18 protein-coding genes are annotated in these 23,398 nt (G+C 73.1%); 13 read left to right on the top strand and 5 right to left on the bottom strand.

Features of this window, described 5'->3' with window-relative positions:
* Window positions 1-8: 8 nt before the first annotated feature.
* Genes ABZV42_RS01710 through ABZV42_RS01700 form a run of 3 tightly spaced genes read right to left on the bottom strand, consistent with a single transcriptional unit; the run spans window position 9 to window position 2,619 of the window.
* Entirely contained in the window at window positions 9-365 is a 357-nt protein-coding gene (locus ABZV42_RS01710) for a DUF742 domain-containing protein (RefSeq protein ID WP_355977638.1), read from the bottom strand.
* Window positions 362-769 carry a roadblock/LC7 domain-containing protein gene (locus ABZV42_RS01705; protein ID WP_355977640.1) on the bottom strand — a complete coding sequence of 136 codons (408 nt, stop codon included), beginning with the start codon at window positions 767-769 and terminating at the stop codon, window positions 362-364. Before ABZV42_RS01705 ends, ABZV42_RS01710 begins: the two co-directional genes overlap by 4 nt.
* Window positions 766-2,619 carry an ATP-binding protein gene (locus ABZV42_RS01700; protein WP_355977642.1) on the bottom strand — a complete coding sequence of 618 codons (1,854 nt, stop codon included), beginning with the start codon at window positions 2,617-2,619 and terminating at the stop codon, window positions 766-768. The genes ABZV42_RS01705 and ABZV42_RS01700 overlap by 4 nt, the downstream gene beginning before the upstream one ends.
* Before the next feature lie 439 nt (window positions 2,620-3,058).
* Between ABZV42_RS01700 and ABZV42_RS01695 the strand changes: the two genes are divergently transcribed.
* The 5 genes from ABZV42_RS01695 (at window position 3,059) to ABZV42_RS01675 (ending at window position 10,906) form a co-directional block, all read left to right on the top strand.
* Window positions 3,059-6,085 (top strand): FAD-linked oxidase C-terminal domain-containing protein, encoded by a 3,027-nt coding sequence (locus ABZV42_RS01695; RefSeq protein ID WP_356050636.1) that lies wholly within the window; start codon window positions 3,059-3,061, stop codon window positions 6,083-6,085.
* A gap of 47 nt (window positions 6,086-6,132) precedes the next feature.
* Window positions 6,133-7,257, top strand: a complete 1,125-nt coding sequence (locus ABZV42_RS01690) for a peptidoglycan bridge formation glycyltransferase FemA/FemB family protein (protein WP_355977646.1) — start codon at window positions 6,133-6,135, stop codon at window positions 7,255-7,257.
* A gap of 168 nt (window positions 7,258-7,425) precedes the next feature.
* Complete coding sequence (locus ABZV42_RS01685; RefSeq protein ID WP_355977648.1) at window positions 7,426-7,557, top strand: hypothetical protein; 132 nt, start codon at window positions 7,426-7,428, stop codon at window positions 7,555-7,557.
* 111 nt (window positions 7,558-7,668) lie between these two features.
* On the top strand, window positions 7,669-9,834 hold the full coding sequence (locus ABZV42_RS01680; protein ID WP_356050635.1) for an ABC transporter ATP-binding protein: 2,166 nt from the start codon (window positions 7,669-7,671) through the stop codon (window positions 9,832-9,834).
* Between the two features lie 115 nt (window positions 9,835-9,949).
* The gene (locus ABZV42_RS01675; protein WP_356050634.1) at window positions 9,950-10,906 is read left to right on the top strand and encodes an EamA family transporter; all 957 of its coding nucleotides are present in this window, start codon (window positions 9,950-9,952) and stop codon (window positions 10,904-10,906) included.
* Between the two features lie 47 nt (window positions 10,907-10,953).
* Here the strand turns inward: ABZV42_RS01675 and ABZV42_RS01670 are convergent, their stop codons facing one another.
* Window positions 10,954-11,724: an NAD(P)H-binding protein gene (locus ABZV42_RS01670; protein ID WP_356050633.1), complete on the bottom strand. Its 771-nt coding sequence runs from the start codon at window positions 11,722-11,724 to the stop codon at window positions 10,954-10,956.
* A 307-nt stretch (window positions 11,725-12,031) separates the two neighbouring features.
* Here ABZV42_RS01670 and ABZV42_RS01665 point away from each other — a divergent pair, with 307 nt between their 5' ends.
* From ABZV42_RS01665 to ABZV42_RS01630, 8 genes are all read left to right on the top strand, one after another.
* Window positions 12,032-12,826, top strand: coding sequence for a TIGR03084 family metal-binding protein (locus ABZV42_RS01665; RefSeq protein ID WP_356050632.1), 795 nt, complete (start codon window positions 12,032-12,034; stop codon window positions 12,824-12,826).
* Window positions 12,823-14,535: an acyclic terpene utilization AtuA family protein gene (locus ABZV42_RS01660; protein WP_356050631.1), complete on the top strand. Its 1,713-nt coding sequence runs from the start codon at window positions 12,823-12,825 to the stop codon at window positions 14,533-14,535. Before ABZV42_RS01665 ends, ABZV42_RS01660 begins: the two co-directional genes overlap by 4 nt.
* Entirely contained in the window at window positions 14,532-16,130 is a 1,599-nt protein-coding gene (locus ABZV42_RS01655) for a carboxyl transferase domain-containing protein (protein ID WP_355977662.1), read from the top strand. Before ABZV42_RS01660 ends, ABZV42_RS01655 begins: the two co-directional genes overlap by 4 nt.
* An 8-nt stretch (window positions 16,131-16,138) precedes the next feature.
* Window positions 16,139-18,019, top strand: a complete 1,881-nt coding sequence (locus ABZV42_RS01650) for a biotin carboxylase N-terminal domain-containing protein (RefSeq protein WP_356050630.1) — start codon at window positions 16,139-16,141, stop codon at window positions 18,017-18,019.
* 160 nt (window positions 18,020-18,179) lie between these two features.
* Window positions 18,180-19,340 carry an acyl-CoA dehydrogenase family protein gene (locus ABZV42_RS01645; protein WP_355977668.1) on the top strand — a complete coding sequence of 387 codons (1,161 nt, stop codon included), beginning with the start codon at window positions 18,180-18,182 and terminating at the stop codon, window positions 19,338-19,340.
* Between the two features lie 17 nt (window positions 19,341-19,357).
* A complete protein-coding gene (locus tag ABZV42_RS01640) occupies window positions 19,358-20,923 on the top strand; it encodes a 4-coumarate--CoA ligase family protein (RefSeq protein ID WP_355977671.1) in 1,566 nt (521 codons plus the stop codon).
* On the top strand, window positions 20,920-21,654 hold the full coding sequence (locus ABZV42_RS01635) for an enoyl-CoA hydratase family protein (protein ID WP_355977674.1): 735 nt from the start codon (window positions 20,920-20,922) through the stop codon (window positions 21,652-21,654). The genes ABZV42_RS01640 and ABZV42_RS01635 overlap by 4 nt, the downstream gene beginning before the upstream one ends.
* Window positions 21,642-22,259: a TetR/AcrR family transcriptional regulator gene (locus ABZV42_RS01630; RefSeq protein ID WP_355977677.1), complete on the top strand. Its 618-nt coding sequence runs from the start codon at window positions 21,642-21,644 to the stop codon at window positions 22,257-22,259. The genes ABZV42_RS01635 and ABZV42_RS01630 overlap by 13 nt, the downstream gene beginning before the upstream one ends.
* A 55-nt stretch (window positions 22,260-22,314) precedes the next feature.
* On the opposite strand, the gene pdxH is transcribed toward ABZV42_RS01630, so the two are convergent.
* The gene (gene pdxH, locus ABZV42_RS01625; RefSeq protein WP_355977909.1) at window positions 22,315-22,953 is read right to left on the bottom strand and encodes a pyridoxamine 5'-phosphate oxidase; all 639 of its coding nucleotides are present in this window, start codon (window positions 22,951-22,953) and stop codon (window positions 22,315-22,317) included.
* Window positions 22,954-23,398 lie beyond the last annotated feature (445 nt).

The raw sequence follows: 23,398 nt of genomic DNA, 5'->3' as shown, positions 1-23,398 counted from the left end.
CACGAGCGTCAGAGGTTACGGAGTCCAACGAGCACCTGCTCCAGGATGTCGGGATCGGGAAGACCGGAGGGAACAGTGGTGTGCGGGTGACGGGCGCTGACCCGGCCCGTGGAGAGCAGGTCGGAGAGCAGGACACGGGTGATCGACACCGGCAGCCTCAGCTCCGCCGCGATCTCCACGACCGCCGTCGGCCGCTCGCACATCCGCAGGATCGCGGAGTGCTCGGACTGCATGCCCGCCACCGGATCGCACTCGGCGACCACCAGTGTCACGAGGTCGAAGGGGGTGTCGGGGCCGGACCGGGTGCGCCCCCCGGTGAGGGTGTACAGCCGGTCGGGCGCGTCGTCCCTGCCAGGACGGCTCATGACGACCGGGGCGGCGAGGTCAGGTGCTCGCCGAGTTGTTCCACCAGTTCGCTCATGTTGTGTCCCACCAGTCCGGCGTCGGCGTCCTCGGCGGTGACGACGGCGAGGTGCGCGCCGTCGCCGGCCTCCACGATGAACAGCACCCCTCCGTAGAACTCGGCCATCGCCGAGCGCACGCCTCCGCTGCCGTCGCCGAACTCCACGGAGGCGCCGTGGGACAGCGACTGGATGCCGGCGGCGATGGCGGCGAGCTGGTCGGCCTGGTCGACCGACAGTTCCGGGGTGCGGCACAGCTTCAGTCCGTCGCGGGAGAGCACGAGCGCGTGCCGTGCGCCCGGGGTGCGCTCAAGGAGGCTCTCGATGAGCCAGGTGAGCTTCTCGTCGGCGGTGAGGGTGCCGGTCATGGGGTGGTGTCGCCTTCCGGGAGCGAGTGCGCGGCGGGGGTCGTGGGGGTGGGTGAGGAACTGGTGGCTGCGGGTGTGTGGTCCTCGGGCCGTGCCGGGCCCTCGGCCTCGGGCGGACCGTCGGCCGCCGGGGCCCCGGGAGTGTCCGTCGCGGTGCCGCGAACCGCCTGGCGGAAGGTGCCGAAGCGGGCGGCCGACCGGTTCTTGGGGTCGTCGCCGGTACGGGGTTCGGAGGCGGCCGGGGGCGTGGCGTGCGAGCGGCTGCGCTCGGCGTGGGCGAGGGTGCGTCCGCGGCGGCGCTTGGGGAGGCCGCCGGTGGGCGCGAGGCCCTGCTCGTGCCGGGGCGAGTCGTGGGTCGGGACGGGGTCCGGGTCGAGGTCGCCGGCCGCGCGGGCGGCGGCGTACGACGCGCCGGATGCCGGAGACGCGGGGTGTGTGTGGGACCCGGGAGACGCGAGGGATTCAGGAGATGTGAGGGACCCAGCTGATTCCTGGGGTGCGAGGGAGTCGTGCGAACCCGGCGCTCCCTCGGGCTCCGCCGGTTCCCGGCCGTCCGCGGACCTCGGCGCCGACGTGTGGCCGTCGACGCCGGTCGGGGCCGAGGAGACGGGCTCGGGGCCTGTCGTCAGCGGCGCCGCGACATGGGGAAGGCTCGGCTGGGTGAGGATGTCCTGCGGGATCAGGACCAGGACACCGGTGCCGCCGCGGGCGGAGGGCCGGAAGGACACCTTCAGGCCGTGCTTGCGGGCCAGCCGGCCGACCACGGAGAGGCCGAGGCGGGTGCCGGTCAGGCCGCCGAGACCGGACCGGGGCCCGACCGCGCCGGAGACGGCGCGTTCGGCGCGCCGCAGCTGCACCTCGCCCATGACCAGGCCGCTGTCCTCGACGGAGACGATGACACCCGCGGGGACCTCCTCGACGTACACATGCACTTCGGCGGTGGGCGGCGAGAAGTTGGCGGCGTTGTCGAGGAGTTCGGCGAGCGCGTGCATGACGCCCTCGGCGGCGTGCCCGGCGACGGCGGCCTCGCTGGCGGAGTGGACACGCACCCGCTGGTAGCCGCCGATGCGGCCCATGGCGCCGCGCAGGATGGACTCCATGACGATCGGGCGGGCCCAGCGGCGCCCCGAGCGCGCGCCCGTCAGGACGGCGACGGAGTCGGCGAGACGGCCCGCCTGCGCGGTGCGGTGGTCGAGGTGGAGGAGGTCGGCGAGGACGTCCTCGTCGGAGTGCCGCTCCTCCATGGCCCGCAGGTCCGCCAGCATGCCGGTGGACAGCGCCTGCATACGGCCGGCCGCGTTGGCGGTCGCCGAGATCGCGGCGGCGCGGTCGCCGACGGCCCGCCGGCTGCGCTCGGAGAGTTCGGCGTTGCGCTCGGTGAGCCGGTCGCGGTCGCCGGTGAGCAGCTTCCGCTCCTCGGCGAACTCCTCGGTGAGGCGCGTGCGTTCGCGGGCGGCCGTCTCGGTCAGACGGACCCGGTCCTGGGCCGCGGCCTCGGCCGTGCGGGCACGTTCACGGGCGGCCTCGTCGGCGAGCCGGGCCCGTTCCCGGCCGAATTCCTCGGCCAGCCGGGCGCGTTCCTGGAGCAGCCGGCCGGCGTCCTTGGCCACGCTGTCGAGGCGCCGGAGGGCAAGTCGCTTGGCCTGTACGGCGTGGGCGGCCACCGTGACGGCGACGCACAGCAGTAGCGCGGCGGCGCCGGTGCCCCAGGCGAGAGGCACTCGGGCCGGTTCGGGGGCCAGCAGGACGGCGGCCACCACCGCGGCGGCGGCCGGGACGGCGGCGGTCAGCGCGGCTTTGGCCGTGGCGCGCGGGGTGGGTCGTTCGCCGGAGGGCAGGGGCGGGGTCATCAATCGGTCCTCGGTCGTGTTCCTGGGGGGAGAACGTGTCCTCGGTCGTGTCCTCGGTCGGTCCTGGGCGAGAAGCGACACATGATGCTCAACTCGCCGTCACTATATGAGAGTTCGTGATCCGATTGGGAGCCTTCGAAAAGCGGTTTCATGATCGCCCCCGCATATCGGGGCCTTTCGGGTGCATCTCCGGAGGGCCGCCGCCGGTGCCCGGCGGCATCCTGGAGACATGACGGATCAGGGCGGACGGCCGGAACGAGGACCCGACGGGCAGCCGGAAGGACAGCGGGGAGGGCGACCGCAAGGGCAGCCTGTAGGGCGGCCGCAAGGACAGCCGGGCGGACGGTCGGGAGAGCAGCCTGTAGGACTGCCGGAAGGACACTCGGGAGGACTGCCGGAAGGGCTTGCCGGCCGGCTTCGGTCCGAGCTGGCGCGGGCCGTGCGCGGCGAGGTCTCCTTCGGCGTGACGGCACGGGCGCTGACCACCATGGACGCCTCCAACTACCGGCGCGTACCCCTCGGTGTGGTGGCCCCGCGCGACGCCGACGACGTGGCCGCCACTCTCGCCGTGTGCCGCGAACACGGGGTGCCGGTCGTGGCGCGGGGCGGCGGCACCTCGATCGCCGGACAGGCCACGGGCACCGGCGTCGTCCTGGACTTCACCCGCCACATGAACCGGATCCTCGCGCTGGACCCGGAGGCCCGCACGGCCGTCGTCCAGCCCGGTGCCGTCCTCGACCGCCTCCAGGAGGCCGCCGCCCCGCACGGCCTGCGCTTCGGTCCCGACCCCTCCACGCACAGCCGCTGCACCCTCGGCGGAATGATCGGCAACAACTCCTGCGGCTCCCACTCGGTCGCCTGGGGCACCACGGCGGACAACGTGCGGGAGCTGTCGGTCGTCGGCGCGGCCGGGGACACGCGCCGGCTCGGCCGCGGCTGGCAGGGCGCCCCGGACGGCCTGCAGGCCCTGGTCGAGGGCGAGTTGGCGCTGCTGCGGACCGGCTTCCCGGACCTCCCGCGGCGGATCTCCGGGTACGCCCTCGACGCGCTCCTGCCCGAGCGGGGCGCGGACGTGGCCCGCGCGTTCTGCGGCTCCGAGGGCACCTGGGGCATCCTCACCGAGGCGGTCGTACGACTGGTCGAGGCACCCGGGGCGACGGCGCTCGCCGTCCTCGCCCACCCCGACGAGAGCGCCGCCGCGGACGCCGCCGCCGGTCTGCTGCCGCTCGGGCCGCTGACCGTGGAGGGGATGGCCGCCGATCTCGTGCCCGCCGACGCGGGGCTGCCGCGCGGCGGGGCCTGGCTGTTCGTGGAGACGGGCGGCGCGACGCCGGCCGAGGCACGCGCGGCCGCGGACGCGATCGTGCGGGCGGCGGACGTACGGGACGCCCTGGTGGTCACCGACCCGGCGGGGCAGCGGGCGCTGTGGCGGCTGCGGGAGGACGCGAGCGGCACGGCGACCCGGATGCCGTACGCCGGAGGCGGCTCGCTGCCCGGCCGGGGCCGCGGGCTCGGCGGCGAGGCCTGGCCCGGCTGGGAGGACTGCGCGGTGCCGCCCGCCCGCCTCGGCGCGTATCTGCGGGACTTCCGGGCCCTGCTCGCGGCCCACGGGCTGCACGGCACCCCGTACGGGCACTTCGGCGACGGCTGCGTCCACGTACGCATCGACTTCGACCTGATCTCCACGGCGGGCGTCGCCCGCTTCCGGCGCTTCTCCGAGGAGGCCGCCCACCTCGTCGTCTCCCACGGCGGCTCGCTGTCCGGCGAGCACGGCGACGGGCAGGCGCGCGCCGAACTGCTGCCGGTCATGTACGGCGCGGAGATGGTCCGCGTCTTCGAACGGGCCAAGGACCTCTGGGACCCGGCCGGCCTGCTCAACCCCGGCATGCTCGTGCGCCCGCACCGGCTGGACGAGAACCTCAGGTTCGCGGTGCTGCCGCACCGCCCGGTGGACGTGGAGTTCGGCTATCCGGCGGACGGCGGCGACTTCTCGGCGGCGGTGCGGCGCTGCGTGGGTGTCGCCAAGTGCCGTACGGAGTCGGTGCCGGGCGGCACGGACGTCATGTGCCCCTCCTTCCGGGCGACCGGCGAGGAGGAGCACTCCACGCGCGGACGGGCCAGGCTCCTGCACGAGATGCTCGCCGGCGGGATCGTCACCGACGGATGGCGCTCGACGGAGGTCCGTGACGCGCTCGACCTCTGTCTGTCGTGCAAGGGATGCAGGTCCGACTGCCCGGTCGGCGTCGACATGGCCACCTACAAGGCGGAGTTCCTCCACCACCACTACGCCGGCCGCCGCCGTCCCGCCGCGCACTACGCCCTGGGACGGCTCCCCTTCTGGCTCGCGGCGGTGACCCGCACCCGCTCGGCCCGGCTCGTCAACTCCCTCGCGTCCCTGCGCCCGTTGGCCGCGGTCGCCAAGCACCTGGCCGGTGTCGCCCCCGGACGGGAGATCCCACGGCTGGCCCCGCGGACGTTCAGCCAGTGGTGGTCGGCCCGGTTCCGCGACCGGGCGCGGGCGCACGTGCGCGAGCGGCGCCGGGGCGAGGCGGAGCGACCCGGCGGGGCAGGGAGCGGGAGCGGCGGCGCGAACGGGGCGAGGCCGCTCACGGACCGGCTGTTCCCGGGCTTCGGCGGGAAGACGGTCCTCCTGTGGCCGGACACCTTCACCGAGCACCTGGAACCCTCCGTCGGCCGCGCGGCCGTACGGGTCCTGGAGGCCGCGGGACTGGCCGTACTGCTGCCCCCGACGACGGTGTGGAGGCACGGGCCCATCGGCGACGGGGTCACCAAGGGACCCCTCCGCCTCACCTCCCTGCTCCCGCGCCGCCGTCACCGCGTCTGCTGCGGACTGACGTACGTCTCCACCGGCCAGCTCGACCGCGCTCGCGCCGTCCTGAGCCGCACCCTGGACCTCATGGAGCCCTACCTCGCCATGGACGGCGTCCCGGTCGTCGTGCTGGAGCCGAGCTGCGCCGCTGCCCTGCGCACGGACCTGCCCGAGCTGCTGCCGGGCGACCCGCGCGCGGCGCGGCTGGCGGCGGCGGTGACCACCTTCGCGCAGGCACTGGAGCGGTACGCGCCCGACTGGACGCCGCCCCGCCTGGACCGTCCGGCGGCCGGCCAGACGCACTGCCATCAGCACGCGGTCCTCGGCGACGGAGCCGAACGCCGGCTGCGTGACGCGGCGGGCCTGACCGGCACCCTCGCGGGCGGCTGCTGCGGCCTCGCGGGCAACTTCGGCTTCGAGAAGGGGCACGAGGAGGTGTCGCGGGCCTGCGCGGAGGAACAACTGCTCCCGGCGGTCCGGGCGGCCGGGAGCAGCGCGGTGATCCTCGCCGACGGTTTCTCCTGCCGCACCCAGCTGGCCCAGCTCTCCGGCAGCCGGGGCCGCCACCTGGCGGAGGTACTGGCCGAGGCGCTGGAGAACGCGCCGCCGAAGGACGGGTCCGCGGGAATCGCGTAAGTACGCTGGGATTTCACCGGCCGAAGGACTTCGAGGAGCGACGCAGCATGACCCTCCGACTGAAGGCGATCACCCGTGACGAACACCTGGCGTTCGTGCGTTCGCGGCCCTCGGCCAGCCATATGCAGGTGCCGTCCTGGGGGGACGTGAAGCCCGACTGGCGGGCGGAGAGCCTCGGCTGGTTCGACGCGGACGGCCGCCTCCAGGGGGCCGGCCTCGTACTGCTGCGCCCGCTGCCGAAGCTCAAGCGGTACCTCGCGTATCTGCCCGAGGGCCCCGTCATCGACTGGCACGCCCCGGACCTCGTCGAACGCTGGCTGCGGCCGATGGTGGCGCATCTGAAGTCGCGCGGCGCGTTCACCGTGAAGATGGGCCCGCCCGTGGTCACCCGCCGCTGGAGCGCGGACACGGTCAAGACGGCCATCGCCGACCCGGCGGCGCGGCGCCTCGGCGAGGTGACGGCGACCTCGTACGAGCCGGGCGCCGCCGGGATCGCCGAGCGGCTGCGGGGCATGGGCTGGCAGCGCACCGAGCCGGGCGGCGAGGACGGCTTCGCCGCCGGGCAGCCGCGCTACGTCTTCCAGGTCCCGTTCGCCGGACGGTCCCTTGAGGAGATCCACAGGGGCCTCAACCAGCAGTGGCGGCGCAACATCAAGAAGGCCGAGAAGGCCGGCGTCGAGGTGGTCCGGGGCGGCTACGACGACCTGCCCGCGTTCTACGAGCTCTACGCGGAGACGGCGGAACGCGACCGCTTCATCCCGCGCCCGCTGCCCTACTTCCAGCGGATGTGGACCTCGCTGACGGCCGAGGACCCCGACCGCATGCGGCTGTATCTCGCCCGCCACGAGGGCGACGTCCTCGCCGCGGCCACCATGCTGACCGTCGGCAGCCACGTCTGGTACTCCTACGGCGCCTCCACCGGCCGTAAGCGCGAGGTCCAGCCCAACAACGCCATCCAGTGGCGGATGATGGCCGACGCCCACGCGCTGGGCGCCGCCGTCTACGACTTCCGCGGGATCACCGACACCCTCGACGAGAGCGACCACCTCGTCGGCCTCCTGCGCTTCAAGGCGGGCGCGGGCGGCGAGGCCGCGGAGTACCTCGGCGAGTGGGACTTCCCCATCAACCGGCTGCTGCACAAGGCGCTGGACGTCTACATGTCCCGGCGCTGAAGAAATTCTCAGCGGACCACGGAAACACCCAGCTTTCCCCAGGGTATTCACAGCGGTCCTTTGCCATTTTTGCCGTTGTGGGGCGCGGGGGTGCGTGTAGGTTCGTTGGTATCGGGAGCCGGACGCGGAATTCTCGGACCAATGGACTGACAAACACCAGGAGTCGGAATGAGTTTCAGGAAGCTTGCCCCGCTGCCCCCCAAGCCCAAGTCGAAGCAGCTTCCCCCGCCCCCGCCGCCGAAGCCGAAGAAGCGGGCGCACAAGCCGCTGCCCAAGCCGCTGCCCGGCCAGGACGGCTGATCCGCCGCTGACCGGACGAGGGGGCCGATGGTGCGCCGTCGGCCCCCTCCAGCGTTTCCGAATTCACATGGCGATCGGATTTCGGCGAAGGAATGGCGAGGGGAATGCGAAATGGGTGATGGCGGGAGCAGGAATGCGGAACTCGAATACGAGGGGACCCCGGCCATTTCGGCCCGCACGGCCTTTCGCCGTTTCTGGCCGCTGACCAAGGGACTGCGCCGCCCGCTGCTGATCGTCTGGCTGTGCACGGTGATCGCCGCGCTGGCCGAGACCGAGGCGATCCTGCTCTTCGGCGACCTCACCGACCACGCCCTGCGGAAGGGTTCCCTCGACGCGTTCTGGAGTCCGGCCGCCAAGTGGCTGGGCATCGCCGTCGTCGGCGCGATCGTCGCGTACGCGGGAAACTCCCTGGCCGCCTGGGCGACCGAGCGCTTCGTGATGCGGCTGCGCGAGCATGTCTTCGACCATGTGCAGCGGCTGCCCCCGCACTTCTTCCAGCGCCACCGCCAGGGCGATCTGCTCTCCCGCCTGACCGGTGACGTCGAGGCGATCGAGACGATGGTCGTGTCCGGTCTTGTGGGTGCCGCCTCGGCCGTCTTCAGCGCGCTCTTCTACGCGGCCGCCGCCTTCTGGCTGCGCTGGGACCTGGCCGCCGCCACCTTCGTCCTCGCCCCCCTGTTCTGGCTGGCGGCCCGCCGGTTCTCCGGCTCCATCAAGGACGTCTCGCGCGCGGGACGGGTCGCCGACGGCGCGATCACCTCCGTCGTCGAGGAGTCGCTCGGCAACATCGTGCTGACGCAGGCCTACGACCGCCGGGACGCGGAGCGCCGCCGGCTGGGCGAGGAGGCGAACGCCTGGTTCCGGGCCTCCGTGCGCTCGACGCGCCTCAACGAGGCGTACGAGCAGCTGGTCCAGGTCATCGAGACGGTGTGCGTCCTCGCGGTGATCGGCATCGGCGCCTGGGAGATCTCCACCGGCCGCATGACCCTCGGCCAGCTGCTCGCCTTCTCGGCCTTCCTCGGCTATCTCTATCCGCCCGTGCGCGGACTCGCCCAGCTCGGCCTCACGGTCACGGCGGCCACGGCGGGCGCCGAGCGGCTCATCGAGATCCTCGACGTCGCTCCGGCGGTGAGCGACCCCCGGCACGCCACGGAGACCGGCCGCCCCGACGGCACGGTGGAGGTCAGGGACGTGGTGTTCGGCTACCCGGGCGCCGAGAGCCCGGCGCTCGAGGGCCTCTCCTTCACGGTCGCCCCCGGTGAGCTCGTGATCATCACCGGCCCGAGCGGCGCGGGCAAGTCCACGGTGTCCAAGCTCCTCCTGCGCTTCTACGACCCCGACGCGGGCGAGGTGCTCCTGGACGGCGTACCGCTGCGGGACTTCCCGCTGGCCCGGCTGCGCGAGTACGTCACCCTGCTCCCGCAGGAGACCCTCGTCCTGCACGACACCGTCCGCGCGAACATCGCCTGCGGCCGCCCCGGCGCCAGCGAGCGGGCGATCGTCGAGGCGGCCCGGGCGGCCGACGCGCACGACTTCATCGAGCGGCTGCCCGACGGCTACGACACCAGGGTCGACCCCAACTCGGCCCGGCTGTCCGGTGGCCAGCTCCAGCGCCTCGCCATCGCCCGCGCGATCCTGCGCGACGCCCCGGTCCTGGTCCTGGACGAGCCGACGACGGGCCTGGACGCCATCGCCGCGCGCCGGGTGGTCAAGCCGCTGCGCCGGCTGATGGCGGGCCGTACGACCATCATGATCACCCACGACCTCAACCTCGCCCCCGACGCCGACCGCATCCTCGTCGTCGACCGCGGCCGGATCGTCGAGACGGGCCGCCACGAGGAACTCCTGGCCCGGGGCGGGGCCTACGCTCGGCTGCACCGCTCGCAGAACAACGCCATGACGGACACCGCCGAGCTGCGGCTGCCACTGTTCGGGCAGGACCAGGGAGCACCGCCGTACGCGCACAGGCCCGACGCGCACGCATCCGAGTACGCGCACAGGCCCGACGCGCACGCACCCGATTACACGCACACGCCAGACGTACACACACCCGACTATGGCTACGCCCCCGACTACGGGTCCGTCCCCCAGTACGCGTACGCCCCCGAGTACGCGTACTCGTACGCCGCCGGGCAGGGCGGTGGCGGTTCGCCCGAGCCGTACCCCGCCGCCGGATTCCGGACCCCGCCGGCCCCCGACTCCCACGGAACCGTTCCCGCCGCGTTCCCGGACGGCCGCCCGCTGTTCCGCGACGAGAATCCATGGCAGGGCAGCTGAGTCTCAGCATCCAGGACAGCTACATAAGCGGTTCACACTCCTGACGAAGTCCACTACCCTGGACTCGGTAGTGCATCGTGATGAACACCCGACCGAGCCAGCCCCAGGACCGCCCGTGAGCACCCCCAGCGCCACCACCTCGTCGTCCTCGCCCGTCGCCGGGACGGACCACGTCCCCGTGTCCGAGGGCGCCGCGCCCGGACGCCTCGGGCCCGTCGGGCTGGTGCTGGCCGGAGGGATCTCGGTCCAGTTCGGCGGCGCCCTCGCGGTGACCCTCATGCCGAGGGCCGGCGCGCTCGGCGTGGTGACGCTGCGCCTGCTCGCCGCCGCGGTGATCCTGCTCGTGGTCTGCCGCCCCCGGCTGCGCGGCCACTCGCGCGCCGACTGGGGGACGGTCGCCGTCTTCGGCATCGCCATGGGCGCGATGAACGGCCTCTTCTACGAGTCGGCCGCGCGCATCCCCCTCGGCGCCGCCGTCACCCTGGAGGTGCTCGGCCCCCTCGCCCTCTCGGTGCTGGCCTCCCGCCGCGCGGTCAACGCCGTCTGGGCGGGCCTCGCGCTGTGCGGCGTCTTCCTGCTGAGCGGCGGAGGATTCGGTGGCCTGGACCCGGCGGGCGTGGCCTTCGCGCTCGGGGCGGGCGCGATGTGGGCGGCGTACATCCTCTTCAGCGCCCGTACGGGCCGACGGTTCCCACAGGCCGACGGCCTGGCGCTGGCCATGGCGGTGGCCGCGCTGCTGTTCCTGCCGATCGGGATCGTCTCGTCCGGCACCCGGCTCCTCGACCCGACCACGGTGGCCCTCGGCTCGGCGGTGGCGGTCCTCTCCTCGGTCCTGCCCTACACGCTCGAACTCCTCGCCCTGCGCCGCCTGCCCGCCTCCACCTTCGCGATCCTCATGAGCCTGGAGCCGGCCATCGCCGCGACAGCGGGCTTCCTCATCCTCCACCAGTCCCTGTCCGCCATCCAGGCGGCCGCGATCGCCCTGGTCATCGGCGCGAGCATGGGCGCGGTGCGGACCCAGGTGGGGCGGGGGAAGGCCGCCGTCCCGGTCGTCCCGGTCGACGCCCCCTGAGGCCCCGCGCGGTGCGGCGCACCCTGGGGCCCCGTCGCGCGCACGCCTCAGGACGCCGTTTTCAGCCACTCCGCGAACGACGGGCCCGTGAGCCGGGCGTCCGGGCCCGGGAGCAGGCCGCCGTTCTCGAAAAGGTCCCGCTCCGGGTTGCCCGGGTCGCTCACGGCGACCACCTTCACGGCCGGGTCCCGGCGGGCCATCAGCAGCCGCGCCGCCTCCTCCAGGCTCTCCTCGAGCGGACCGGCCACCTCCGGGAACGGGGCCCGCGCCCCCGGCGCCTCCTCGGCCTCCGCCAGGTCCACGAGCGCCTCCGCCACGGCCCGCGCCGCGACCAGCTGGGTGCGCATCTTCGGTACGTGGACCGTGTCGCCCTGCCGCCCCCACTGAGCCAGCTGCTCCACGAACTCGTGGAACTGCGCCGCCCGCAGCACCCGCACCGGCACCGGCCCGGCCAGCACCGCGCGCTCGTGCTCCAGCTTGGCCGCGTTGTAGCCGGCGACCGAGGCGTCGATGCCGATGATCGACACGACCACCATCCGGCCGACCCCGGCCTTCTGTCCGGCCTCGTGCAGATTGCGGGCCGCGGCCGTGAAGAACTCCGTGGCCACCTGCCGGTCGGGCGAGGGAGTGCTGGCCGCGTCGATCACGATGTCCACACCCTCCAGCGCCTCGGCCAGTCCGGCGCCGGTGACGATGTCGACCCCGGTCGCCCGGGACATCGGCACGACGGAGTGTCCGCGCTCCGTCAGCACGTCCACGACCTGCCGCCCGAGCCGTCCGGTCGCCCCGGCCACCGCGATCTTCTTGGTCTCGCTCATGTTCACGTCTCCCTCTGCGTCCCTGGTTCGTGTCGTCATCGGTATGACGGACGCGGAACGAGAGATGTGACGGCTCGGCGGGAGGAATTCTCGACCAACGACCGAGGTGAAGCTCTCGATGCCCTCGCGCCCTCGCGCCCTCGCGCCCTCGCGCCCTCGCGCCCTCGCGCCCTCGCGCCCTCGCGCCCTCGCGCCCTCGCGCCCTCGCGCCCTCGCGCCCTCGCGTTTTCGGTGCCGCGGGCCGCGGGAGAAGAAATTGATGCAAGCATGCTTGATTGTTTCTGGGGCCGCTGGCATGCTCCCCCCCATGTCCGATCCGACGCCCGTGTTCGACGATCTGCGTGACGAAAGCGAAGAACTCGACCGGCTCGTGGCCGAGTCGAGCCCGGCCCAGTGGGCGCTCACCACGCCCGCCTCCGGCTGGACCGTCGCCCATCAGATCGCCCACCTCGCCTGGACCGACCACTCGGCCCTCCTCTCCGTCACGGACGCCGAGGCGTTCCGCGGCCTCGTCGAGAAGGCCCTCGCGGCACCTGAATCCTTCGTGGACGACGGAGCCGACGAAGGAGCCAGGCTCCCGTCCGCGGAACTGCTGACGCGCTGGCGCACGGGGCGCGCCGCGCTGGACCGCGCCCTGCGCGCGTCCGTGCCGGGCACCCGCTTCCCCTGGTACGGCCCGCCCATGTCCGGCGCCTCCATGGCCACCGGCCGCCTCATGGAGACCTGGGCCCACGGCCAGGACGTCGCCGACGCCCTGGGTGTGGTCCGTACCCCCACCGACCGGCTCCGGCATGTGGTCCGCATCGGTGTGCGCACAAGGGACTTCGCCTTCGGCGCGAACGGCCTCGCCGCGCCCGCCGAGGAGTTCCGGGTGGAGATCATCGCGCCCTCCGGCGACACCTGGGCCTACGGTCCCGAGGACGCCCCCCAGCGCGTCACCGCCCCCGCCCTCGACTTCTGTCTGCTGGTCACCCAGCGGGCGAACCGCGCCGACGTCGCCGTGCGGGCCGAGGGGCCCGACGCCGACCGCTGGCTCGACATCGCCCAGGCCTTCGCGGGTCCGGCCGGCGACGGGCGTCCGCCGAAGGGGGAGACGGAGTGACGCTGCGCATCGGCAATGCCTCCGGCTTCTACGGCGACCGGTTCGACGCGATGCGCGAGATGCTCACCGGCGGCGAACTGGACGTCCTCACCGGCGACTACCTCGCCGAGCTGACCATGCTGATCCTGGGCCGGGACCGGCTCAAGGACCCCGCCGCCGGATACGCCCGCACCTTCCTGCGACAGCTGGAGGACTGTCTCGGCCTGGCGCACGAGCGGTCCGTGAAGATCGTGACGAACGCCGGCGGCCTCAACCCGGCCGGGCTCGCGGACGGGGTGCGCACCCTGGCGGCCCGGCTCGGCATCCCGGTGCGCGTCGCCCACGTCGAGGGCGACGACCTCACCGCGCACCTCCCCCGAGCTCTCGACTCCGCTCGACCAGGGGGGACCCCCATCGGCAGTCTCGCCGCCCACGCCTACCTCGGCGGCTTCGGTATCGCGGAGTGCCTGCTGGCGGGCGCGGACATCGTGGTCACCGGGCGGGTGACCGACGCGGCCCTGGTCACCGGGCCCGCCGTCGCCCACTTCGGCTGGCAGCCCGGGGACTACGACCGGCTCGCGGGAGCGGTCGTCGCCGGGCACGTGCTGGAGTGCGGAACCCAGGCCACCGGCGGCAACTACTCCTTCTTCGGCGCCGGCGACGTGCGCCGGCCCGGCTTCCCGCTCGCGGAGATCCACGAGGACGGCAGCTGCGTCGTCACCAAGCACCCCGGCACCGGCGGCTTCGTGGACGTCGGCACGGTCACCGCACAGCTGCTGTACGAGACGGGGGGCGCCCGGTACGCGGGACCCGACGTCACCGCCCGTCTGGACACCGCCCGGCTGAGCCAGGAAGGACCGGACCGGGTGCGGATCGAGGGCGTGCGCGGCGAGGCCCCGCCCCCCACTCTCAAGGTCGGCATCAACAAGCTCGGCGGCTTCCGCAACGAGGTGACCTTCGTCCTGACCGGACTCGACGTCGAGGCCAAGGCCGCGCTGGTGCGGGAGCAGATGGGCGACGCGCTCGCCAAGTCGCCGCCCGGGGACGTGCGATGGGAACTGGTGCGCACCGACCGGGCCGACGCGGACACCGAGGAGACGGCGAGCGCCCTGCTGCGGCTCGTCGTCCGCGACCCCGACCAGTCCACCGTGGGGCGTGCGTTGAGCGGGGCCGCCATCGAGCTGGCGCTCGCCAGCTACCCCGGATTCCATGTGCTGGCGCCACCTGGGAAGGGAGCTCCCTATGGGGTCTTCGAGGATGTGTACGTTCCCCATGGCGCCGTCGACCATGTGGCAGTCCTCCACGACGGAAGCCGCCTCACCGTGATCCCGGCCCAGGACACCCTCGTACTCGACGACGCACCCGTGCCGTCTCTCCCGGAGCCCCTTCCGGCCGGGCCCACCCGCCGCGCCCCCCTCGGGCTGATCGCCGGTGCCCGCAGCGGTGACAAGGGCGGCAACGCCAACGTCGGTGTCTGGGTCCGCACCGACGAGGCCTGGCGCTGGCTCGCCCACGAGCTGACGGCCGACCGCTTCCGGCAGCTGATCCCGGAGAGCGACGGGCTGAGGGTCGTCCGGCATCTCCTGCCCCGTCTCCGTGCCGTGAACTTCGTGATCGAGGGGATCCTCGGCGAGGGCGTCGCCTCCCAGGCCCGCTTCGACCCGCAGGCCAAGGCCCTCGGCGAATGGCTCCGCTCCCGTCACCTGGATATTCCGGAGGTCCTGCTATGACGGTCCTTTCGTCCGCCCTGGACGTGGGCGGCCAGGACTACCGGGCCAACCGCGAGGTCATGCTCGCCAAGCTCGCCGACCTGGACACCGAGCACGCCAAGGCCCTCGCGGGCGGCGGCGAGAAGTACGTCGAGCGGCACCGGGGGCGCGGCAAGCTGCTCGCCCGCGAGCGCATCGAGCTGCTCCTCGACCCGGACACCCCGTTCCTGGAGCTGTCCCCGCTGGCCGCCTGGGGCAGCGACTACGCCGTCGGCGCGTCCCTGGTCACCGGCATCGGGGTGGTCGAGGGTGTCGAGTGCCTGATCACCGCCAACGACCCGACCGTGCGCGGCGGCGCCAGCAACCCCTGGAGCCTGAAGAAGGCGCTGCGGGCCAACGACATCGCGCTCGCCAACCGGCTGCCCTGCATCAGCCTGGTCGAGTCGGGCGGCGCGGATCTGCCCTCCCAGAAGGAGATCTTCATCCCCGGGGGCGCGATCTTCCGTGATCTCACCCGGCTGTCGGCGGCCGGGATCCCCACGGTGGCCGTGGTGTTCGGGAACTCGACCGCCGGAGGCGCGTACGTCCCCGGCATGTCCGACCACGTGATCATGGTCAAGGAGAAGGCGAAGGTCTTCCTCGGCGGTCCGCCGCTGGTGAAGATGGCCACCGGCGAGGAGAGCGACGACGAGTCGCTGGGCGGCGCCGAGATGCACGCCCGCGTCTCGGGCCTCGCGGACTACTTCGCCGTCGACGAGCGGGACGCGCTCCGCCAGGCCCGGCGGGTCGTCGCCCGGCTCAACCACCGCAAGGCGCACGGCGATCCGGCCCCGGCCGCGCCCCCCAAGTACGACGAGGACGAGCTCCTGGGCATCGTCCCGGGGGATCTCAGGCATCCGTTCGACCCGCGCGAGGTGATCGCCCGGATCGTCGACGACTCGGACTTCGACGAGTTCAAGCCGCTGTACGGGACGAGCCTGACCACCGGCTGGGCGAGCCTGCACGGCTACCCGGTCGGCATCCTCGCCAACGCCCAGGGCGTGCTGTTCAGCGCCGAGTCCCAGAAGGCCGCCCAGTTCATCCAGTTGGCCAACCAGCGCGACATCCCGCTGCTCTTCCTGCACAACACCACCGGCTACATGGTCGGCAAGGAGTACGAGCAGGGCGGCATCATCAAGCACGGCGCGATGATGATCAACGCGGTGAGCAACTCGCGGGTCCCGCATCTGTCGGTGCTCATGGGCGCCTCCTACGGAGCCGGCCACTACGGGATGTGCGGGCGCGCCTACGACCCGCGCTTCCTGTTCGCCTGGCCCAGCGCCAAATCGGCCGTGATGGGCCCGCAGCAGCTCGCGGGCGTCCTGTCGATCGTCGCCCGCCAGTCGGCCGCCGCCAAGGGGCACCCCTACGACGACGACGCCGACGCGGCGCTGCGCGCCATGGTGGAGCAGCAGATCGAGTCCGAGTCGCTGCCGATGTTCCTGTCCGGGCGGCTGTACGACGACGGGGTCATCGACCCGCGCGACACCCGCACCGTCCTCGGCCTGTGCCTGTCCGCGATCCACACGGCGCCCTTCGAGGGCGCGCGCGGTGGCTTCGGCGTCTTCCGGATGTGAGGGATCACATGATTTCGAGTCTGCTGGTCGCCAACCGGGGCGAGATCGCCTGCCGGGTCTTCCGCACCTGCCGCGAGGCCGGGGTGCGTACCGTCGCGGTGTATTCGGACGCCGACGAGAACGCCCTGCACACGCGGGAGGCGGACGCGGCGGTGCGGCTGCCGGGCGCGACCCCCGCCGAGACGTATCTGCGGGGCGACCTGATCGTGCGGGCCGCGCTGGACGCGGGCGCGGACGCCGTGCACCCGGGGTACGGGTTCCTGTCGGAGAACGCCGGGTTCGCACGGGCGGTGATCGACGCGGGTCTTGTGTGGGTCGGTCCGTCTCCCGAGGCGATCGAGGCGATGGCGTCCAAGACCCGGGCCAAGAAGCTGATGGGGCTCGCGCCCCTGGAGCGGGTCACCGCGAAGGACCTGCCGGTGCTGGTCAAGGCCGCGTCGGGCGGCGGCGGACGCGGGATGCGGATCGTCCGCGAACTGGCCGACCTGGACGCCGAGTTGGAGGCGGCCCGGGCGGAGGCCCTGAGCGCCTTCGGGGACGGCGAGGTGTTCGTCGAGCCGTACGTGGAGGGCGGCCGGCACGTCGAGGTGCAGATCCTGGCCGACGCGCACGGCACGGTCTGGCCGCTGGGCACCCGTGACTGCTCCCTCCAGCGCCGCCACCAGAAGGTGATCGAGGAGGCGCCGGCTCCCGGACTCGGCGACGAACTCACGCGCACGCTGTACGAGTTGTCGGTGCGCGCCGCCCGGGCCGTGGACTACGTCGGCGCCGGCACGGTCGAGTTCCTGGTCGCCGACGGCACCGCGCACTTCCTGGAGATGAACACCCGCCTCCAGGTCGAACACCCGGTGACGGAGGCGGTGTTCGGGGTCGACCTGGTGGCCCTGCAACTGCGGGTCGCGGAGGGGGAGCGGCTGGAGGGCGAGCCGCCGCCCGAGCGCGGCCATGCGGTGGAGGCCCGGCTGTACGCGGAGGACCCGGCGGGCGGCTGGGCGCCGCAGACGGGCATCCTGCACAGGATCGCCGTCCCGGACGGCGTCCGGCTGGACACGGGCTTCACCGACGGGGATTCCGTCTCCGTCCACTACGACCCGATGCTCGCCAAGGTCGTCGCGCACGGCGCCACGCGTGCGGAGGCCGTGCGGAAACTGGCCGGCGCCCTGGAGCGGGCCACGGTCCACGGCCCGGTCACCAACCGGGATCTGCTCGTACGGTCGCTGCGGCACGAGGAGTTCGCCGGGGCCCGGATGGACACGGGCTTCTACGGACGCCACCTCGCCGCGCTGACCGAGCCCGCCCCCGACCCGTACGCCCCGCTGGCCGCCGCCCTGGCCGACGCGCACGGGCGTTCGCGGTTCGGCGGCTGGCGGAACCTGGCCTCGCAGCCGCAGACCAAGCGCTACCGGATGCACGGCACCGAGCACGAGGCCGCCTACCGGCACACGCGCGAGGGGCTCGCGGCCGACGGAGTGCGTGTGGTGCACGTCGACGCGGGCCGCGTCGTCCTCGAAGTGGCCGGTGTACGGCGGACGTTCGAGGTCGCGCGGTACGCCGGCGGGCAGGTCTTCGTGAACGCGGCCGCGCTGACCGAGCTCCCCCGCTTCCCCGATCCGACCGCGGACCGGGCCCCCGGTTCGCTGCTCGCGCCGATGCCCGGCACCGTGGTCCGGGTGGCCGAGGGGCTGGCCGAGGGTGCGGCCGTGCGGGCCGGGGAGCCGCTGCTCTGGCTGGAGGCGATGAAGATGGAGCACAGGATCTCGGCTCCGGCGGCGGGGACGCTCACCGCTCTGCACGCCGTCGTCGGACAGCAGGTGGAGGTGGGCGCGCTGCTCGCCGTCGTACGGGAGGAAACGGAGCCCGCCGAAGCACCGGCGGACGACGCCCGGTGATCGGGCACCCGGCTCCGGGGCGTCCGGCTCCGAGGCATCCGGCTCCGGGGCACCTGGCTCCGGGGTGTTCGGCCGCAGCACCGCGCGGGTGTCCGCCGCGCGGGTCCGACAGCTACGTACAGGCCCTATTTTCCGTACTTCTCCGTACCGAGGAGCCCTCATGAGCCCTGTCACAGAGACCGACGAACACAAGGCGCTCCGTTCCGCGGTCGCCGCTCTCGGCAAGCGCTACGGGCGCGAGTACCTCACCAGGGCGGTCGCCGCGGGCGGTCACCCCGACGAGCTCTGGGCCGAGGCGGGCAAGCTCGGCTATCTCGGGGTGAACCTCCCCGAGGAGTACGGCGGCGGAGGCGGTGGCATCGCCGAACTGTCCATCGTGCTGGAGGAGTTGGGCGCGGCGGGCTGTCCGCTGCTGATGCTCGTCGTCTCGCCCGCCATCTGCGGCACGGTCATCGCCCGTTTCGGCACCGAGGAGCAGAAGCGGACCTGGCTGCCCGGCCTGTCGGACGGCACCCGCACGATGGCGTTCGGCATCACCGAGCCCGACGCCGGCTCCAACTCGCACCGCATCACCACCACGGCCCGCCGCGACGGCGCCGACTGGGTGCTGAACGGCCGCAAGGTGTTCATCTCCGGCGTCGACATCGCCGACGCGACGCTCATCGTGGGCCGCACGGAGGACGCGCGCACCGGCAGCCTCAAGCCCTGCCTGTTCATCGTCCCGCGTGACGCCGAGGGCTTCGGCCGGCGCCAGATCGACATGGAACTGGCCAGCGCGGAGAAGCAGTTCGAGCTCACCCTGGACGAGGTGCGGCTGCCCGCCGACGCTCTGGTCGGCGACGAGGACGCGGGACTGCTGCAACTCTTCGCCGGGCTCAACCCGGAGCGGGTGATGACGGCCGCGTTCGCGATCGGCATGGGCCGGTTCGCGCTCGCCAGGGCCGTCGAGTACGCACGGGAACGGACCGTCTGGAAGGCGCCGATCGGTGCCCACCAGGCCATCGCCCACCCTCTCGCACAGGCCCACATCGAGCTCGAACTGGCCCGGCTGATGATGCAGAAGGCCGCGTACCTCTACGACGCGGGCGACGACATCGCGGCGGGCGAGGCGGCCAACATGGCCAAGTACGCGGCCGGAGAGGCCTGTGTACGGGCCGTCGACCAGGCCGTGCACACCCTCGGAGGCAACGGCCTCACCCGGGAGTTCGGCCTCGCCTCCCTGATCACGGCGGCGCGCGTGTCTCGTATCGCACCGGTCAGCAGGGAGATGATTCTCAACTACGTCTCCCACCAGACCCTGGGTCTGCCCAAGTCGTACTGAGCGCTCTAGGAGGAACCGTGTTCCGCAGCGAGTACGCAGATGTACCGGCCGTCGAGGAACCCATCCACGACGCCGTCCTCGGCCGCGCGGCCGAGCGCGGCGAGGCACCCGCGCTCGTCGACGGCGTCGACGGCACCACCCTCAGCTACGCCCAGGTAGACCAGTACCACCGGCGGCTGGCCGCCGCGTTCGCCGAGGCGGGGCTGCGCAAGGGCGACGTGCTCGCCCTGCACAGCCCCAACACCATCGCCTTCCCCGTGGTCTTCTACGGGGCCACGCGGGCGGGGGCGTCGGTCACCACCGTGCACCCGCTCGCCACGGCGGAGGAGTTCGCCAAGCAGCTGCGGGACTCCTCGGCCCGCTGGATCGTGACCGTCTCGCCCCTGCTGGAGGTGGCCCGCCACGCCGCCGAACTCGCGGGCGGCATAAGGGAGATCCTCGTCTGCGACCAGGCGGAGGGCCACCGGTCCGTGCTCGGCCTGCTCGGCAGCACCGCGCCCGAACCGCAGGTCGGCATCGATCCCGTCGAGGACGTGGCGGCGCTCCCGTACTCCTCGGGCACCACCGGTGTCCCCAAGGGCGTGATGCTCACCCACCGCTCCATAGCCACGAACCTCGCCCAGCTCTCGCCCGCCATGCCGATGGGACCGGACGACCGCATCCTCGCCGTGCTGCCGTTCTTCCACATCTACGGGCTCACCGCCCTGATGAACGCGCCGCTGCGGCAGGGCGCGACCGTGGTCGTGCTGCCCCGCTTCGACCTCGACACCTTCCTCGGCGCCATCCAGGAACACCGCATCACCGGCCTGTACGTGGCGCCGCCGATCGTCCTGGCCCTCGCCAAGCACCCCGCCGTCGCGAAGTACGACCTGTCGTCGCTGAAGTACATCGTCTGTTCCGCCGCGCCCCTGGACGCCGCGCTGGCGGCCGCCTGTTCGGCCCGGCTGGGGCTGCCGCCGGTGGGCCAGGCGTACGGCATGACCGAGCTGTCGCCCGGTACGCACGTCGTCCCGCTGGACGCCGAGAACCCGCCCCCGGGGACGGTCGGCAAGCTCGTCGCGGGCACGGAGATGCGCATCGTCTCCCTCGACGACCCGGACAGGGACCTCGGGCCGGGAGAGCGCGGCGAGATCGTCGTCCGGGGGCCCCAGGTCATGAAGGGCTATCTGGGCCGGCCCGACGCGACCGCAGCGATGATCGACCCGGACGGCTGGCTGCACACCGGGGACGTCGGCCAGGTGGACGAGGACGGCTGGCTGTTCGTCGTGGACCGCGTCAAGGAACTCATCAAGTACAAGGGCTTCCAGGTCGCCCCCGCCGAACTGGAGGCACTGCTGCTCACCCACCCCGGCATCGCCGACGCCGCCGTGATCGGTGCCTACAACGAGGACAACAACGAGGTCCCGCACGCCTTCGTGGTGCGCCAGCCCTCCGCGGCCGGTCTCTCCGAGGCGGAGGTGATGATGTACGTCGCCGAGCGCGTCGCCCCGTACAAACGGGTCCGTCTCGTCACCTTCATCGAAACGGTCCCGAGGGCGGTCTCCGGGAAGATCCTGCGCCGCGAACTGCGAGGCCTGTCATGACCGTCGTCCGCACGGCGCACGAGCGCGCCGTCACCACCCTCACCCTGGACTCGCCGGACACCCGCAACGCCCTGTCGGCCGTCCTCGTGGGCGAGCTGTCCGACGCGCTCACCCGCTGCGGCAAGGACGACGGCGTACGCGCGGTCGTCCTGACCCACACCGGGAACACCTTCAGCGCGGGCGCCGACCTGCGCGACCCGCCCGGTCCGGACGCCTTCGTCGGCCTGCTGCGGCAGATCGTCGAGCTGCCGAGGCCCGTCGTGGCCCGGGTGAGCGGACACGTCAGGGCGGGCGGCCTCGGGCTGCTCGGGGCCTGCGACATCGCGGTGGCCGGCCCGGCGGCGAGCTTCGCCTTCACCGAGGTACGGATCGGGGTCGCCCCCGCCGTCATCTCGCTCCCGCTGCTGCCCCGCACCGACCCGCGCGCACTCGCCCGGTACTACCTCACCGGCGAGCGCTTCGACGCCGCCGAGGCGGTACGCGCCGGGCTCCTCACGGCGGCCGGGGACGACGTGGACGCCGTACTCGCACCCGTGCTCGACGGGCTGCGCCGGGCCGCCCCCGAAGCCCTCGCCGAGACGAAGGCGCTGCTCACGGCTAAGGTGCTGGAGACCTTCGACCGGGACGCGGCGGACCTGACCGCGCTCTCGGCCCGGCTGTTCTCCTCCGCACAGGCCCGCGAGGGGATGACGGCCTTCCTCGAACGACGGGATCCCGCATGGGTGGTGTGAGCGCGACGGAACACGCGGCACGTACTCCGCACGTCCCCAAACAGGACCGCAGCCGGGCCACCCGGCAGCGGCTCCTGGCCGCCGCCGTGGCCTGCCTCGCCGAGCACGGCTGGGCGGGCTCCACCGTCTCCGTCGTCGCCGAGCGCGCCGGGGTGTCCCGGGGCGCCGCCCAGCACCACTTCCCCACCCGCGAGGACCTCTTCACCGCGGCGGTCGAGTACGTCGCCGAGGAACGCTCCAGCGCCCTGCGGGACCTGTTCCCCGACGGCCCCGCCGACCGGCGTGCCGTCGTCGCCGCCCTCGTCGCCCTCTACACCGGGCCGCTGTTCCGCGCCGCCCTCCATCTGTGGGTCGCGGCCTCGAACGAGGACCAGCTCCGCGCGCGGGTCACCGAGCTCGAAGGCCGGGTGGGCCGTGAGAGCCACCGCATCGCGGTCGACCTGCTGGGCGCCGACGAATCCCGGCCCGGGGTGCGCGAGACGGTGCAGGGCCTGCTCGACATGGCACGCGGTCTCGGCCTCGCGAACCTGCTCACCGACGACACCGCGCGCCGGGAGCGGGTCGTGGAGCAGTGGGGGACGATCGTGGAGGAGACGCTCGGCTGAGCGGCCGCCCGGCGCCGCCCCCGGCCGTTGCCCGGGGGCGCCGCCTCCGGCCGCCTCAGGGGCTGAGCCGCTCGATCCGCCAGCTGCCGTCGGGCTCGGCCACGTAGCGCAGCCGGTCGTGGAGGCGGTTCTCCCGGCCCTGCCAGAACTCGACCGTCTGCGGGGCGATCCGGAAACCGCCCCAGTGCGGCGGCACCGGCACCTGCTCACCCTCCGGGTAGCGGGTGCTCAGTTCCGCGTACAGGACCTCCAGCTCGCCGCGCGAGGCGATGACCGCGGACTGCGTGCTCGCCCAGGCGCCCAGCTGGGAGCCGTGCGGGCGGGTGCGGAAGTACGCGGCGGTCTCGTCCCGGCCGGTGCGCCGAGCCGTCCCGGTGACGACGACCTGCCGGGCCATCGGGTGCCAGGGGAAGAGCAGCGAGATGTACGGGTTGTGGGCCAGCTCGCGGGCCTTGCGCGAGTCGTAGTTGGTGTAGAAGACGAAGCCCTGCTCGTCGTACTGCTTGAGCAGCACCGTGCGCGAGCTGGGCCGGCCCTCGGCGTCCGCCGTGGAGACGACCATCGCGTTCGGCTCGTGCACGAATCCGTGCACCGCGGCCTGCGCCGCCTGCTTGAACCAGCGGGAGAACTGCTCCATGGGGTGCGCGGCGACATCGCCCTCGGCGAGTCCCTCCGCGCGGTAGTGCGCCCGCATGGAGGCGGGGTCGTCGGCGATCTCCTCGTGCGAGGCCTCGGCGGCCTCGGCCGCGGCCTGGATGAGGGGCTCGGTCGGGGATTCGTCCGGGAAACGATCGTTCACGCGGTCATCCTGCCGTATCCGGGCCCGCTCGCGCGGCGGGGCGGGTGTGCTTCGTCACGCGGTGGCACTCAGTGCCGCGTACTCTCCCTAAGGATGGCACTCGGAGATATCGTGCTGATGCCGTTCCGGTTGGAGGACCAGCCGTACGGGGCATCACCGGGGTGACCGCTTTCGGACCGCGAGTCGGCGGAGACTGATCGAAGAGCATTCGGGAGTCTTCGCGGATGACCGCGGAACCGGCAGGCGAAGCGCCTCACCGTCGACCGCCTCCCCTACAAGGGGCACCGGTCACCTCGACCCGACAACACCATCCGTCGTACACATCACGAGGAGCCGCCTG

Source organism: Streptomyces sp. NPDC005281 (assembly GCF_040607495.1).
In the GTDB taxonomy this organism is placed as follows: domain Bacteria; phylum Actinomycetota; class Actinomycetes; order Streptomycetales; family Streptomycetaceae; genus Streptomyces.
Note: the sequence above shows the minus strand (reverse complement) of the source record. Positions and strands in the feature narration are given on the sequence as shown.